13 protein-coding genes are annotated in these 15,220 nt (G+C 61.3%); 8 read left to right on the top strand and 5 right to left on the bottom strand.

Features of this window, described 5'->3' with window-relative positions:
* Nucleotides 1-6: 6 nt before the first annotated feature.
* The 5 genes from TK06_RS21295 to TK06_RS21275 are packed head-to-tail and all read right to left on the bottom strand — an operon-like array spanning nt 7 to nt 5,774.
* Nucleotides 7-831, bottom strand: coding sequence for a class I SAM-dependent methyltransferase (locus TK06_RS21295; RefSeq protein WP_063323694.1), 825 nt, complete (start codon nt 829-831; stop codon nt 7-9).
* On the bottom strand, nt 825-1,979 hold the full coding sequence (locus tag TK06_RS21290) for an acyltransferase family protein (RefSeq protein WP_063323693.1): 1,155 nt from the start codon (nt 1,977-1,979) through the stop codon (nt 825-827). The genes TK06_RS21295 and TK06_RS21290 overlap by 7 nt, the downstream gene beginning before the upstream one ends.
* The gene (locus TK06_RS21285; RefSeq protein WP_063323692.1) at nt 1,976-2,848 is read right to left on the bottom strand and encodes a class I SAM-dependent methyltransferase; all 873 of its coding nucleotides are present in this window, start codon (nt 2,846-2,848) and stop codon (nt 1,976-1,978) included. Before TK06_RS21285 ends, TK06_RS21290 begins: the two co-directional genes overlap by 4 nt.
* On the bottom strand, nt 2,845-4,137 hold the full coding sequence (locus TK06_RS21280; RefSeq protein WP_063323691.1) for a glycosyltransferase: 1,293 nt from the start codon (nt 4,135-4,137) through the stop codon (nt 2,845-2,847). Before TK06_RS21280 ends, TK06_RS21285 begins: the two co-directional genes overlap by 4 nt.
* On the bottom strand, nt 4,131-5,774 hold the full coding sequence (locus TK06_RS21275; protein ID WP_063323690.1) for a glycosyltransferase: 1,644 nt from the start codon (nt 5,772-5,774) through the stop codon (nt 4,131-4,133). The genes TK06_RS21280 and TK06_RS21275 overlap by 7 nt, the downstream gene beginning before the upstream one ends.
* 426 nt (nt 5,775-6,200) lie before the next feature.
* Here TK06_RS21275 and TK06_RS21265 point away from each other — a divergent pair, with 426 nt between their 5' ends.
* Genes TK06_RS21265 through TK06_RS21230 form a run of 8 tightly spaced genes read left to right on the top strand, consistent with a single transcriptional unit; the run spans nt 6,201 to nt 15,204 of the window.
* Nucleotides 6,201-7,115 carry a GDP-mannose 4,6-dehydratase gene (locus tag TK06_RS21265; protein ID WP_063323688.1) on the top strand — a complete coding sequence of 305 codons (915 nt, stop codon included), beginning with the start codon at nt 6,201-6,203 and terminating at the stop codon, nt 7,113-7,115.
* Complete coding sequence (gene gmd / locus TK06_RS21260; protein ID WP_063323687.1) at nt 7,112-8,080, top strand: GDP-mannose 4,6-dehydratase; 969 nt, start codon at nt 7,112-7,114, stop codon at nt 8,078-8,080. The genes TK06_RS21265 and gmd overlap by 4 nt, the downstream gene beginning before the upstream one ends.
* Before the next feature lie 3 nt (nt 8,081-8,083).
* Nucleotides 8,084-9,535 carry a mannose-1-phosphate guanylyltransferase/mannose-6-phosphate isomerase gene (locus TK06_RS21255; RefSeq protein ID WP_063323686.1) on the top strand — a complete coding sequence of 484 codons (1,452 nt, stop codon included), beginning with the start codon at nt 8,084-8,086 and terminating at the stop codon, nt 9,533-9,535.
* Entirely contained in the window at nt 9,526-10,323 is a 798-nt protein-coding gene (locus tag TK06_RS21250) for an ABC transporter permease (protein ID WP_063323685.1), read from the top strand. The genes TK06_RS21255 and TK06_RS21250 overlap by 10 nt, the downstream gene beginning before the upstream one ends.
* Nucleotides 10,323-11,588, top strand: a complete 1,266-nt coding sequence (locus TK06_RS21245) for an ABC transporter ATP-binding protein (protein WP_063323684.1) — start codon at nt 10,323-10,325, stop codon at nt 11,586-11,588. The genes TK06_RS21250 and TK06_RS21245 overlap by 1 nt, the downstream gene beginning before the upstream one ends.
* Nucleotides 11,585-12,952, top strand: a complete 1,368-nt coding sequence (locus tag TK06_RS21240; RefSeq protein WP_063323683.1) for a glycosyltransferase family 4 protein — start codon at nt 11,585-11,587, stop codon at nt 12,950-12,952. Before TK06_RS21245 ends, TK06_RS21240 begins: the two co-directional genes overlap by 4 nt.
* A complete protein-coding gene (locus tag TK06_RS21235) occupies nt 12,943-14,073 on the top strand; it encodes a glycosyltransferase family 4 protein (RefSeq protein WP_063323682.1) in 1,131 nt (376 codons plus the stop codon). Before TK06_RS21240 ends, TK06_RS21235 begins: the two co-directional genes overlap by 10 nt.
* Nucleotides 14,074-15,204 carry a glycosyltransferase family 4 protein gene (locus tag TK06_RS21230; protein WP_063323681.1) on the top strand — a complete coding sequence of 377 codons (1,131 nt, stop codon included), beginning with the start codon at nt 14,074-14,076 and terminating at the stop codon, nt 15,202-15,204.
* Nucleotides 15,205-15,220: the final 16 nt, after the last annotated feature.

Below are 15,220 nucleotides of genomic sequence, written 5' to 3'. Positions count from 1 at the left end.
CAGGCGCTATGAAAGCCCACCCGGCTTACGCGCAATAATCACCTGACTCTTGGCCACCACCGCGTCCAGCGCCTGCTTGATCTGCGCCCCACGCGGTGAGTTCAGCACCGCTTGCCAGGTGTCGGCCCAATGATTGAGCAACGGGTGGTCGGCGTTGCTGAGATCGACCTTGGCCTCCCAGAACAACAGCATCCATATCGACCAGTAGAAACCGTATTGGCTGTGGCTCAACACCGTAAGCCCGGCCTCGCTGACCATCGCCTTGAACTGCTCTTCGCTGATGATGCGAATGTGGTTGGGCTTGCGGAAGTACTCCGGCGCGGCAATGTCTTTCTGCAGGTCTTCGGAGCTGGGGTGCGGCACGCTCAACAGGTACAGCGCCCCGGGCTGGCCGACCCGTACCAGTTCGGCAAGGAACTGCGCCGGGTCGTCGACATGCTCGATGACTTCGGTGGACACCACCCGCGTGGCCGTGGCATCGGCAATCGGCAGCGGGTTGCAGTCGGTCACGTGGCACTCGACTTCGCGCGCAGGGGTGTCGCTCAAGCGTTGGCGAGTGGCCTCGACCTTGGCCGCGTCGATGTCGGCGATGATGATCTTCGCCCCGCGCATCGCACAAAAATGCACGTTACCGCCATCGCCGCATCCCACGTCCAGCAGCGTGTCTCCAGGGCTCACCGGGAAACCGGTGAACAGCTCGTCAGTTTGCTGGTTGAACCAGCCGCTGAGCACCGCATCGTGCAACCCGAGCATGTACGGGTCGACCTTGTCGGCGATCGGCTCAGCGGGCGCGGGCGTGCCCATGGTGAGTTTCTTCAAAAGGCTCAGCATGACGGGGCTCCAGAGGCAGGAAGGACGGTTCGGTTGGCGGCCAGGCGTTCAACCAGTCGGGCGCCACGATTGCGCATGGGCATTTCGACCCAGCGGTAGTTGAGTTCGCTCAACAGCCCGATCAGCGACAAGGCACAGGCCAGGGCCAGCCAGGGATGGCTTGCCGGATCCGGCGAGCCCAAGGGTGCGAAACGAAACCACAGCTCGCGCAACAGGAAAAACACCGGGATGTGGATCAGGTAGATCCCGTAGGAACGACTGCCCACCCAGGTCAGCGCCGTTTTAAAACGGCTGCGAGGCAACAAGTAATCCCGATCATACGAGGCCACCCAAACCAGCACAGCACTGAGCACTGCAATGACCCCGAGACGATAGAACGACAAATTGAAGTGCTCGGTCGCGATCCAGGCCATCACGCTGCCCAGGCCCACCACCAACAGCCCCCCCAAGGGCGGGCGGCGCAACCATGTGGGCTCGAACCGCCAGTAGCTTGGCCGCAGGCTCCAGATCGACAACAACACACCCAACGCCAAGGCATCGGTACGGATCACCGACAGCCACAGCGCCCGCCAGGTGAAAAACTGCACCAGCACCACCACCAACAGCACCCAGACCAGATAGCGGCGCGAGACAAACACCAGCAGCGGTAGGATCAAATAGAACTGCTCTTCCAGGGAAAGCGTCCAGTACACGAAGCTTGCGCCGTATTCATAGTGCATGAATGCATCGGCAAAACGCAGGTTGGCGAACTGCAGGAGACCAGCCAGGGTCGCCTGCAGGTTGGCCTGCACGCTGCCGAACGCGCCGGAACGGTTCAGGAAGAACACCGCGAACAACACCAGCAGCAGCCAGAGCCAGGCCGCCGGCAACAGGCGAAACGCCCGGCGAATCCAGAAATCCCGGGTGACGATCCAGAATTGCCGAGGGCTGTCGCAGCGACGCAATTGCGGGATCAGGCTACGTCCGATGACGAACCCGGATATCGCGAAAAACAGGTCCACGCCCCACCACAGTTGGAAGCTGTCGGCCAGGGCTGCCAGGCCCGGCCATCCGCCAGGAAACGGCATGCCTTGCAGGTGATGGAACAGCACGCCCATCACCGCAACGGCGCGCAGCAATTCGATATCCATGATCCGCTTGCTGCTCATGAAGTGCTCTCGGAGAAAGGACCGGGTTTACGCGCGATGATGACCTGGCTCTTGGGCATGAACCGGTCCAGCACCTGTTTGATCGCCAGACCGTCGGGTTGCGTCAGCAAGTCCTGCCAGAGGCTCGCCCAGCGCTCCATCAACACTGGATATGGCGCCTGGATACGGTCGCGCACGGCACCCTCGAGTTCCCGGCCAGCCGCCTGTTCGCTCGCCCAGAAGAAAATCATGCCCATGACCCAGAAAAATCCGCTGGCCTGGCGATGCTCGATTACCAGCCCGGCCTCCTCAACCAGCGCGGCAAATCGTTCGGCGCTGAAAATCTGCACATGATTGGGCGCTTGAAAGTAGCCCGGCGGCGCGATGCCTTGCTGCAAATGCTCGCCCACCGATGCCGGCACGCTGAGCAAGTACTGCGCCCCTGGCCGGCCCATGCGCACCAGTTCTGCCATGAACGGCTCCGGCTCATGGATATGCTCGAGCACCTCCATGCAGACGATCTTGTTCGCACAGCCATCGGCCAGGGGCAGCGGCAGGCTGTTGCTGACCAGGCCGAGGAAAGGCGCACCGGCCTGGGCCTCGACCTGGCGGGCCAGTTCACGCACCTTGTCTTGTTCGCTGTCGGTAAAGATCACGGAGGCCCCCTGGCGCATTGCAAACAGGGTCGCCACGCCTTCGCCGCAGCCGACATCCAGCAAGGTGTCGTCGGCCGTGATGGCAAAGCCTTTGAGCAATTCGCCGGTTTCACTGCGAAACCAGCCGTTGAGCATCGCGTCGTAGAGGCCGGCATCCCGGGGCGAAACGGCTGTGGCCTGCGGTGGTGAAGGTTCCACCGCAGGCCTGAGCCCCGTCAGCCATCGGCGGATCATGACTCCTGCGCGTTCCGACGCCGCTCAGGTATGGCTTCGAAAAAAAACCGTAAACGCTGCTCGGCGTTGGCCTGGCTGCAGAACTTCTCCAGGCTGCGCACGGCGTGGGCCGACATGCGACGGTAACGCTCAGGGTCGTTTTTGGCCACGTCATAACTGGCTCGGTAGGCCGAACACAGCGAGTCCCAATCAGTGACATAACGCAGGGTTCGGTACGCGGCCCGGGGGTCGTGGGGCCAGGCGGTCAACTCCTCGGTCGACTCCACCACGAACGCATTGTCGTGGTCGATGTAGTCGGCCATCGCCGTGTTCAGCGGCGCAATCGCCGGACGGCCGCAGGACATGAACTCCATCAACGGCAGGCACTGCCCTTCGCCATAGGAACTGTTGACCACATATCGGGTGGCTTCCACCAGCCGCTCGTAATCCGCGTCCGCCAGGTATCCATGGATCAGCACGATGCGGCAGCGGTACGACTGGTTCTTGTAGACGTGATGGAGCATGTCGGTAAGCGCGGCAGTGACGTCGTGATGCGTCAGCTTGAGCACTAGAGTCGCGTCGGAAACGTCGCGGAACGTCGCGCAAAATGCACTGATCATGTCCTTCCAGTTCTTGCGGCCGTCATAAGGGTTGAACACAGAGGTATAGATCACACCGTCCAGGAGCAACTCGCAATCCTGCGCCGGGCCGTCCAGCACCAGCGGCGTACCAGCCTGATGCGCCGGCGGACCATAAGGCCGCAGGTCGGTGGCGCGGCTGTCGATCAACAGACCACGCAATTGCAGGCGCATGTGATCCACCGTCGGCCGCTGGGCCAGCACCGCGCCGCGCGCCGCAAAGCGGTCCCACACCGGCGCCGCGATGGCAGTGATGGGGAAGTCCTCTCCCATCACTTCACGAACGGTTTTAACGGTGAAGCTGGAGTGGGTAATCGCCATGCCGGTTGCGCCCAGGACCACCCGCCAGTCGTGCCGCGGCTCGCCCTGCCAGCTTTCGGTAGGAATGGTGCTGAATTCCCAGGCGAATACCGCAATTGTCGGGCAAGCGTAGTGGGCAGCGGTACGATGAGGGGGGGAGAACGACAGGAATACGCAATCCTCGCCACGTCCCAGGCAATCGGCGTACAGCTGATCGACCTCGTCGTCAGGCCGAGTCACTTCGACCACCCGCCCCAACCGCTCCAAAACCGGGCGAAACTCCTTGAGCACGAAGAAATAGCTGTACTCGGGCTTGCCGAGGTTTTCCAGAATGTTGCTCTGGTTGGTTTCCGAATAAATGATGATCAACATGAGGCGGTACCTGCCTGGAGCACCAACGGCAGCCCTTCGTCACAGCCGGGCACAGCCAGGAAATCCGCCAGGCGCTGCTGCACCGGGGTGAACGCGCAATAGCGGCGCATCCGCTCGTTCGCGGCAACGGCCATGGCCTGGTAGGCCTGCGGCTGGTGCTTCGCCATGGCGTAGCTCTGTTGGTAGGCGAGTTTCAACGAGCCCCAGTCGGGCCGATGGCGCAGGGTGCGGTACAAGATGCGCGAGTCTTCCGGCCATATGGTCGGTTCGCGGCTGGACTTGACGATGAAGGCAACCTCGGCGTCGATGTAGTCGCGCATCGCCGTGTGGTCCGGTGCGATGACTGGACGGGCGCAGGACATGAACTCCATCAATGGCAGGCACAGGCCTTCGCAGCGGGACGCATTGACGTAGAAACTCGCCGCGCCATACAGCCGGGCGAATTGTTCGTCCTCCAGGTAACCGTGCATCACCACCACCCGGCAACTGAATGGCGAAAGCTGGGACAGCAGCGTCAGCAGCTCGACGTAGTAGGTCGACAGGTCGTTCTGAGTCATTTTCAGTACCAGCGTGGCGTCCTCGACGTCGCGCAGGGCCCAACAGAATGCGGTGATCAAGTGATGCCAGTTCTTGCGACCGTCATCGGGGTTGAACACGCTGACATACACCACACCGCTGACGTCGGTCTCCACCATCTGGCTGGTGTCCGGCAGGACGGCCTGGGGATGCTCCGGTGGCGCGGGCTCTGGAATGGGTGCAAGAACAGGCTCTGGAACGGCCTCGACGATCACCGGCGGTGGTGTCGGCCCCCTCAGGATCCTGCTGACCGCCACGCGCATCGGCACCGGTATCAAGTCGCGGACCGCTTCGCGGTACCAGCACAACAGGTTGTGCTTGAACAGCCACACAGGGCCCTGCTCGGTCTTGCCAGTAAAGGCACGAATCATTTCACGCAGGTAATGGCGGGAAATGAATGCCCGCCGCCGCCAAGTCAGGGGCGTTGGCTCGATGACTGACTCGATGATCGGTTCTGGTTCCGGTTCTGGCTCCGGCGCCTCTTCGATGATCGGCGCGATCAAGCCGTCCGCCGAAAGCCCGAGGGGCCGGCTGTCGATGATGCAGCCCTTGATCTGCAAGGTCGTTCCCGGGTTCACCGGCAAGCTTGGGTGTTGCTCACGAACCGCCGCGAAACGCTCCCACAGCGGCGTGGGCAATACCAACACCGGGAAGTCCTCGCCCAAAGTTCGACGGATCGCCTCGGCCGTGTGGCTGGACAGCGTAATCACTCGACCATGCCGAGCCAGCGTGCGGCTCCAGTCATGGCGCAGGTCGTCGTCCCAGTGCTCGGCCGGGATCGAATCGAACTCCCAGGCCACCACGCAGACCATCGGACAAAGCAGGTCCAGCGGCGTCTTGTGCGGAGGTGAGAACGAAAGGAACAAGCAGTCCTGCCCAGCCGCCTGCAAAGTTTGGTAAAGCGGATCGACCTCGGCGACCGACGACACCACATGCACCGGCCCCAGGCTTTCCAGTACGGGACGATAAGCCTTGAGCACGAAGTAATAGCTGTACTCAGGGCGGCCGAGGCTCTGACTGATGGAGTGATCGTTTACGTCCGAGTAAAGAATGAAGTTCATGGGATCCCATCATGGCGCCGCCATCCCGGCAGCCCCACTTCATGACGGTCGAGTCACGCATCGAGCCGGCCCGGGGCCGCCACGCGTCGTTCGTCTTGCTACCCGTCTCGTTCTTGTTTTTTTGTAGTCCGGCCCTAGCGATCCGACTCAAAGATCAGCACCAGGAGCAACGTGACGAGCGGCATTCTAAACACATCCACCAAGGGTTCGTGAACCGCTCGGCGAGAATAAACCCGCTATAAATATGAGAACTGACCGGTCACGGTTTGCACTGTTGAAATTACCTCGAAATTGGCACAGATTGGCAACCAAACAACTACAACAAACGCTTCTCCAGATCGATCGTTGAGTGATTTTTCCCCGATCTTACGGAAATTTCCCACTCAGTTCGCGCTAGACGAAGCAGCCGTCGAAGGGGGCTGGTGCTTGAAAAAACGTCTGTTCGTTACGGGCCTCAGCGGTTTCGTTGGACGTCACCTCAAATCTCGACTGAACGGTCATGATTCGGCGTGGCAGGTGATGCCTGTCGCTGCCCGCTACGACCTGACGGATGCCAAGACCCTGGAAGGCCTCTGGCCCGAGATTCCCGACGCCGTGATCCACCTGGCGGGACAGACCTTTGTCCCCGAAGCCTTCCGCGATCCGGCACGCACCCTGCACATCAACCTGCTGGGCACCTTGAACCTGCTCCAGGCCCTCAAGGCCCGGGGTTTCACCGGCACATTCCTGTATGTCAGCTCCGGTGATGTCTATGGCCAGATCAGCGAAGACCACCTGCCGATTACCGAACTGCAACTGCCCTCCCCCCGCAACCCGTATGCCGTGAGCAAGCTGTCGGCCGAACTGTTGAGCCTGCAATGGGGCATGAGCGAAGGTTGGCCGGTGCTGGTGGCCCGCCCGTTCAATCACATCGGTCCCGGGCAGAAGGACAGCTTCGTCATTGCCAGCGCCGCCCGGCAAATCAGCCGGATCAAGCTGGGCCTGCAACCGGCTCGGCTGCAAGTGGGCGATATCGACGTGACCCGCGACTTCCTCGATGTCGGCGATGTGATTTCGGCCTACCTGGCCCTGCTGGACAAAGGCGCCCCGGGACAGGTCTACAACATCTGCTCGGGCCGCGAGCAGAGCATTCGCAGCCTGATCGAACAACTGGGCGATATCGCCCAGGTCGACGTGCAACTGATCCAGGACCCTGCGCGTCTTCGCCGCGCAGAACAGCGTCGCGTCTGTGGTAGCCCAGCCAAGCTACGACAGGCCACCGGATGGACGCCTGAAACAACAACACAACAATCCTTGCGGGCGATCCTGTCCGACTGGGAGATACGGGTACAACAAGAATGAAAAGTGCATTGATCACAGGGATCACCGGTCAAGACGGCGCGTATCTGGCCAAGTTGCTGCTCGACAAGGGTTACAAAGTCCACGGCCTGGTGGCGCGACGCAGCAGCGACTCGCGCTGGCGACTGCGAGAGATGGGTATCGAACAGGACATCGTTTACCTGGACGGTGACATGGCCGATGCCTGCTCCGTGCAACGGGCCGTGATCAAGTCGGCGCCAGACGAGGTGTACAACCTGGCCGCGCAAAGTTTCGTCGCGGCCTCCTGGGACCAGCCGGTGACCACCGGCATCGTCGACGGGCTGGGGGTCACCCACCTGCTCGAAGCCATTCGCCAGTTCAGCGTGCATACGCGCTTCTACCAGGCGTCCACCAGCGAAATGTTCGGCCTGATCCAGGCCGAACAGCAGGACGAGCACACCCCGTTTTACCCACGCAGCCCCTATGGCGTGGCGAAACTGTACGGCCACTGGATCACCGTCAACTACCGGGAAAGCTTCGGCCTGCATGCCAGCAGCGGCATCCTGTTCAACCACGAATCACCGCTACGCGGCATCGAGTTCGTCACCCGCAAAGTCACCGACGCCGCTGCACGCATCAAGCAGGGCAAGCAGCAGGAACTGCGCCTGGGCAATATCGACGCAAAGCGCGACTGGGGCTTTGCCGGCGATTACGTCGAGGCCATGTGGCTGATGTTGCAACAGGACATCCCCGACGATTACGTAGTGGCTACCGGCGTCACCACCACTGTGCGCGAGATGTGCAGGATTGCCTTCGAACACGTGGGCCTGGACTACCGTGACTTCGTCAAGATCGACCCGGCGTATTTCCGCCCGGCCGAAGTCGAAACGCTACTCGGCAACCCGGCCAAGGCACAACGCGTCCTGGGCTGGAAGCCCAGGACCGACCTCGACACCCTGATCCGCATGATGATGGATGCGGACATGAAACGCGTCGCCAAGGAGTAGGCCGTGCTCATTCCAGTGATTCTCTCCGGCGGGGCCGGGACGAGGTTGTGGCCGGTGTCCCGCGAAGGCCACCCCAAACCCTTCATGCTCCTACCCGATGGCCAGTCGCTGCTGGGCAAGACCTATCGGCGTGCCGCGGGGTTGTTCGACGGCCGGGGCGACATCGTCACCGTCACCAATCGCGAGTACTACTTCCAGAGCCGCGACCACTATCAAAGCGCCCACCTGGAGCGTCATCGCGGTCACTTCGTGCTCGAACCGACAGGTCGCAACACCGCGCCGGCCATTGCTACCGCCGCGCTCGCGGTGCAGGCGCTGCACGGTGACGATCCGATCCTGGTAGTCATGCCTGCCGACCACCTGATCCAGGACGAGGCCGCCTTCCAGACCGCCGTGGCGCACGCCGTGGAACTGGCCAAAAACGGCCACCTGGTGACCTTTGGCGTACTGCCCTCGACGCCGGAAACCGGCTTCGGCTATATCGAACGGGGCAAGCCCCTGGACACCAAGGGCGCGGCCAAGGTTGTGCGCTTCGTCGAAAAACCCGACCTGCAGACCGCCACGCAATATCTGGAAAGCGGCCGCTTCCTGTGGAATTCGGGGATGTTCTGCTTTTCGGTCAAGACCCTGCTGGCGGAGCTGCAAGCCCACGCCCCCGAGCTGCTGGAACAGGCACGCACCTGTGTCACCGCCAGTACGGCGGTGGAAACCTCAGGGTGTGTGCAGCAGGAATTGTCCGCGGCGCATTTCGCCGAAATGCCAGACATCTCCATCGACTATGCCTTGATGGAACGCTCCGCCAATGTCGTGGTGATTCCCGCGGCATTCGACTGGAGTGATATCGGCTCCTGGAGCGCCGTCGCCGGCCTGGTGCCCGCCGATGCGCAAAACAACCGCGCCACCGGCGAGGCCCTGTTTATCGACAGCCAGAACAACTTCGTCCAGAGCGACGGCCGCCTGGTGGCCGCCCTGGGCGTGGAACACTTGATCATTATCGACACCGCCGACGCCGTGCTGGTGGCCCATGCCGACCGCGCCCAGGATGTTCGTCGCGTCGCCCGGCAACTCAAGGACAAGGATCACGAAGCCTATCGCCTGCACCGTACGGTCAGCCGGCCATGGGGCAGCTATACCGTGCTCGAAGAGGGTCCACGCTTCAAGATCAAGCGCATCGTGGTCAAGCCTGGCGCATCGCTGTCGCTGCAAATGCACCACCATCGCAACGAACACTGGGTGGTGGTCGAAGGCATGGCCAAGGTCACCAACAACGGCTCGGGTTCGCACCTGGTCGCCAAGAACGAATCGACTTTTATCCCGGCCGGCCACAAGCATCGCCTGGAAAATCCCGGCGTGATCGATCTGGTGATTATCGAAGTGCAAAGCGGCGAATACCTGGGGGAAGACGACATCGTTCGCTTTGAAGATCACTATGGCAGGGCTGACTCATGTTGCTGAGCTTGCACTACTCATTATGGAGTTACCGCGGTTTTATCCTTGGCAGCGTCAAGCGTGAATTCCAATCGCGCTATCGCAACTCGCTGTTCGGCGCGTTGTGGACAGTGCTCAACCCGCTGTCGATGATTCTCGTCTACACGGTGATTTTTTCCCACATCATGCGTGCCCGCCTGCCCGGGGTGGAAGACGGCATGGCCTACAGCGTCTACCTCTGCGCCGGGCTGCTGACCTGGGGGTTGTTCGCGGAAATCACCACCCGCAGCCAGGGCATGTTCCTGGAAAACGCCAACCTGCTGAAGAAGATCAGCTTCCCCCGGATCTGCCTGCCGGTGATCGTGCTGTTCAACGCCGGGATCAACTTCGCGATCATCCTTGGGCTGTTCCTCGGTTTCCTGTTGATCACCGGGCGCTGGCCGGGCATTACCTTGCTGGCATTGGTGCCGCTGCTGGCCCTGCAGGTGATGTTCGCCGCCGGGCTGGGCATGCTGCTGGGGATCCTCAATGTGTTTTTCCGTGATGTCGGGCAGTTGTTCGGCATTTGCCTGCAATTCTGGTTCTGGCTCACGCCGATCGTTTATCCCATGACGATCCTGCCGCCGCCGATCCAGCAACTGCTCGCCTTCAATCCCATGACCGCCCTGATGCAGAGCTACCAGAACCTGTTTCTCTACAACCAATGGCCGGTCTGGAGCTCGCTGGTGCCGTTGCTGGTGGTCGGCCTGCTGTTATGCACCTTGGGCTTGCGCATGTTTCGTCGGCGCGGCGGTGAAATGGTGGACGAACTCTGATGGGACATTTGCGCGTCAGTGGCCTGGGCAAGGCCTACAAACAGTATCCGAACCGCTGGAGCCGGCTGTTCGAATGGTTGATCCCCTTTTCCCGCCAGCGTCATCAATTGCACTGGATCCTGCAAGGCGTGGATTTCGAGATCCAACCCGGGGAAGCCGTCGGCATCGTCGGGGTCAACGGTGCCGGCAAAAGCACGTTGCTCAAGATGATCACCGGTACCACGCAACCCACCTGCGGCCACATCCAGTTGCAAGGTCGTGTCGCCGCGCTGCTGGAACTGGGCATGGGCTTTCATCCGGACTTCACCGGTCGCCAGAACGCGTTCATGGCCGGTCAGTTGCTGGGCATGCAGGTGGAGGAAATCGAAGCCTTGATGCCCGAGATCGAAGGGTTCGCCGAAATCGGCGAGGCCATCGACCAGCCGGTACGCACCTATTCCAGCGGCATGCAGATGCGCCTGGCCTTCAGCGTCGCCACCGCCCGGCGTCCGGACATCCTGATCGTCGACGAAGCGCTGTCGGTGGGCGACGCCTACTTCCAGCACAAAAGCTTCGAGCGCATCCGCAGCTTCCGCAAGGCCGGCACCACGCTGCTGATCGTGTCCCACGATCGCTCGGCGATCCAGTCGATCTGCGACACCGCCATTCTGCTCGAACATGGGCGCATGGCCATGCGCGGCAAGCCGGAAGAAGTGATGGATTATTACAACGCGATGCTGGCCCAGCGCGAAGGCCAGGTGGTCCGCCAGGAAATGCTCGCCAACGGCCAGGTGCGCACGATTTCCGGCACCGGCGAAGCCGGCATCATCGATGTACAACTGCTCAACCGTCAGGAACAGCCGGTGGAAGTGGCCGAGATCGGCCAGCCGATGGTGTTGCAAGTGCGGGTTGAAATCCGCCAGGACATCGAGCGGCTGGTGCTGGGCTTCCTAATCAAGGACCGTCTTGGCCAGCCCATGTACGGCATCAATACCCATCGCCAGGACAAAGCCGTGACCGACCTCAAGGCCGGCGAACAGATCACCTTCCGCTTCAGCTTCGACATGCGCCTGGGCAAGGGCAATTACTCCGTTGCGCTCAGCCTGTCGCGGCTGGACTCGCACCTGGACCGTAATTTCGAATGGCGCGACTACGGGTTGGTGTTTCACGTGATCAATAATCGCCAGGAAGATTTCGTCGGCTGTTCCTGGCTCCAGGCCCAGACCTGCATCCAGCGTTCGAGCCAGACTGCCGTCGAGGCGTTACCGCAAAAGGAGTTGCCATGAGCCGCCTGTTGGTGGAATGCACCTACGTATTCGAACACCCGGAAATCAATTCCGGCATTCAGCGCGTCGTGCGCAATGTAATTCGCGAACTGCCGGCCAAGGATGGCGAGCGTGAATGCATTCCCGTGGTCATGCTGCAGGGCAAATTATACGAGGCCAAGAGCCTGGCCCCGCTGTCGATCGATAAACTGGATCTGGTCAGCCTGAGGATACGCTGGGAACAGATGGCCAACCTGTTCTGGTTCTGGCATCGGACGCTCGCACGGCAGTGGCCCTTCAGCCGATCATTGTGGGCCCGTCGCCTCCTGTACATTGGCTGCCGCCTGTTCGCCTTCGGCTTCTTGAGCATACCGATACGTTTGTTCGACCGCGCCCTGAAAGGCCAAGAGCTGCCTAAGCGTTGCGTACCGCTGGAGCATCGGGCCGGCGATCAACTGATCTTGCTCGATTCATCCTGGCACTCGGATATCTTCCCCCTGGCCGAACAGCTCAAGCGCGATGGCGTCGGGATCATCTCGGTGGTCTACGACCTGATCCCCCTGTCTCATCCACAATTCTGCGATGCCGGGCTGGTCAAGGTGTTCAACCATTGGTTCGACTGGATTGCCCGCACCGCCGACGGCTACATCGCCATCTCCGCCACTATCCGTGACCAGCTGCGCCAGGAAATGGTCCGGCGCATTGGCGAGCAGCAGGTACAAGAACGCTGGTTCGACTATTTCCACCTGGGCAGCGAACTGGACCAGATTAACGCCGCCCACGCCGTCGACCCGAAGTTGCTGCGGTTGTTCAAGCGCCCCGAGCCGGTGTTCCTGATGGTCAGCACCATCGAGCCGCGCAAAAACCACGCCTATCTGCTCAATGCATTCGAGCGGGCCTGGGCTGCCGGTTCCCAGGCGCGGCTGTGCATCGTCGGGAAGATCGGCTGGAAGTGCGAGGCGCTGATCGAACGTATCGAGCGTCATGCACAATTCAATAGCCGCCTATTCATGTTCAATAACCTCTCGGACCAAAGCCTGGAACACGCCTATCGACACGCCACTGCGCTGGTGTTCCCGTCCTATGTGGAAGGTTTCGGCCTGCCACTGGTGGAGGCCATGCAGCGCGGCTTGCCGGCAATGGGCAGCGACATTGAAGTGTTTCGGGAAATCGGCGGTGATTTCATGGCCTATTTCGATCTCGACGAACCCCAAAGCCTGGCGGACCTGGTCACCGACATGGAACATACCGGGGTATTCCCGGCCAGGCGCAACCTGGATCACTGGCAATGGCTGAGCTGGCGCCAAGCCAGTGCGCAACTGGTAGAACGGATCGAGAGCCACGTTAGCGAAGTCATCGTCGACCGGGAAACAGCATGCGGATAGCCCTCAACGCACGCATCCTCCAGGCGCCACGCACCGGCATCGGCCAATACGTGTCGGAACTGGCCACCGCCCTGGCCCGTGAGCCTGATGTGCAGTTATCGCTGTTCCACGGCTGGGGCTGGAACTCGCAGCTACCACAAGCGCCCACGCCTGGCTATTCGAGATTCAGTCCCTTGTTGCGGCGGGTGCCGGGCGCCTATCAGGCGCGACGCTGGCTGGAACAGAAGCGCTTCGACCAGGGCCGTCCCCAGGCCATCGACCTGTATCACGACCCCAGCCTGTGGCCGCTGGCCTTTGACGGCCCGACGGTGATGACCCTGCATGATCTGACGCATGTGCGTTATCCCGAGACGCAACCACCCGCGCGCCTGAAAGAAATCGAGCGACGGCTGGCCCGGGCGGTGGAACAGGCGCAGTTGATCATGACTGTTTCGCAGTTCATCGCCGATGAAGCGCAACAGCATTTCGGCCTCCCCGCCGAGCGCCTGCGCGTCGCGCCGCTGGGCGTGTCGACGCGTTTCCATCCGCGCGAACCCGCAGCCATCGACACCGTACTCAAGGCCCATGGCCTGGAGCACGGCCGTTACTTCCTATGTGTCGGCACCCTGGAACCGCGCAAGAACCTGTCACTGGCCCTGCGTGCCCACACCGGGCTTCCTGAATCCGTACGTCAGACCTTTCCTTTGTTCATCGTAGGAATGAGCGGATGGCAACAGGCACAGCTCAATGATGAGTTGAAAGACGCCCTGGCTGGCGGTCATGTTTGTCTGGCGGGTTACCTGCCTGACGAACAGGTCGCCCAGCTATTGGCGGGGGCACGGGCATTGATTTTCCCGTCCTACTACGAAGGCTTTGGCCTGCCGGTGCTTGAAGCCATGGCCAGTGGCACACCGGTGATTACCACCCGCTGCTCGGCGATGCCCGAGGTGGCGGGGCCAGCCGGCAATTACTGCGAGCCGGACGATCCGCAAGGCATGCGCGATGCCATGGGCCGGTTGATGGAAGACCCCCAGCACTGGCAAGCGTGTCGCGAAGCGGGGCTGCAACAAGCGGCGCTTTTTTCCTGGGAACGCTGTGCGAAGGTCACCGCCCAAGCGTATCGCCAGGTCTTGGGAGGTTGAATGCGAGTCCTGCACTTTTACAAAACCTATTTGCCCGACTCAATGGGCGGCATCGAACAGGTCATTTTCCAGCTGTGCGACAGCACTGACCGGTTGGGTATCGATAACACCGTGCTGGCCCTGAGCAGGCAGCCGGCGCCCGAGCCAATCAAGATCCGACAACATGTCGTTCATCAGGCGCGATTGGACTTCCTACTGGCGTCCACCGGCTTCTCCTACAGCGTGTTCAAGAAATTCCGTGAGCTGGCCGCCGAAGCGGACGTGATCAACTACCACTTCCCCTGGCCGTTCATGGACCTGGTGCATTTTTTCACCGCCGTGAAAAAACCCTACGTCGTGACCTACCACTCGGACATCGTTCGCCAGCGGCACCTGCTCAAGCTCTATCGCCCCTTGATGCGGCGTTTTCTGGACGGCGCCGAGCGCATCGTCGCGGCGTCGCCGAACTATGTTCATACCAGCGACGTGCTCAAGGAATATCCCGCCAAGACCCGGATCATCACCTACGGCCTGAACAAGACCAGTTATCCACAGCCTGACGCCGAGCGCATGGCGGGGTGGAAGGCAAAACTGGGCGAGCGTTTCTTTTTGTTCGTGGGGGTGATGCGTTACTACAAAGGCCTGCACATTCTGCTCGACGCCCTCAAAGGCGTGGATTACCCCGTGGTCATCGTGGGCGCCGGCCCGCTGGAAAAACAACTGCATGCCCAGGCGGCGGCATTGGGCCTGCGCAACCTGCATTTCCTCGGACGCCTGGGGGACGAGGACAAGGTCGCGCTGCTGGAATTGAGTTATGCCATCGTGTTCCCTTCGCACTTGCGCTCCGAAGCCTTTGGCATCTCGCTGCTCGAAGGCGCGATGTTCGGCAAGCCGATGATCTCCAGCGAAATTGGCACCGGCACCAGCTACATCAATGTCCACGAAGAAACCGGCCTGGTAGTGCCACCGAGCAATCCCGAAGCTTTTCGCGAGGCGATGCGCACCCTGTGGGAAACCCCGGCACAAGCCCAGGCCATGGGCGCCCGAGCCGAAGCCCGCTACCGACAGTTGTTCACGTCTGAAGAGATGGGCCGCAAGTGGGTGCGGCTATACGAGGAACTGCTGGAGGAAAAGGCGCTTTCCTACGCCTGATCCTCCAATGGATTCC

Source organism: Pseudomonas fluorescens, assembly GCF_001623525.1.
Taxonomy (GTDB): domain Bacteria; phylum Pseudomonadota; class Gammaproteobacteria; order Pseudomonadales; family Pseudomonadaceae; genus Aquipseudomonas; species Aquipseudomonas fluorescens_Q.
Note: the sequence above shows the minus strand (reverse complement) of the source record. Positions and strands in the feature narration are given on the sequence as shown.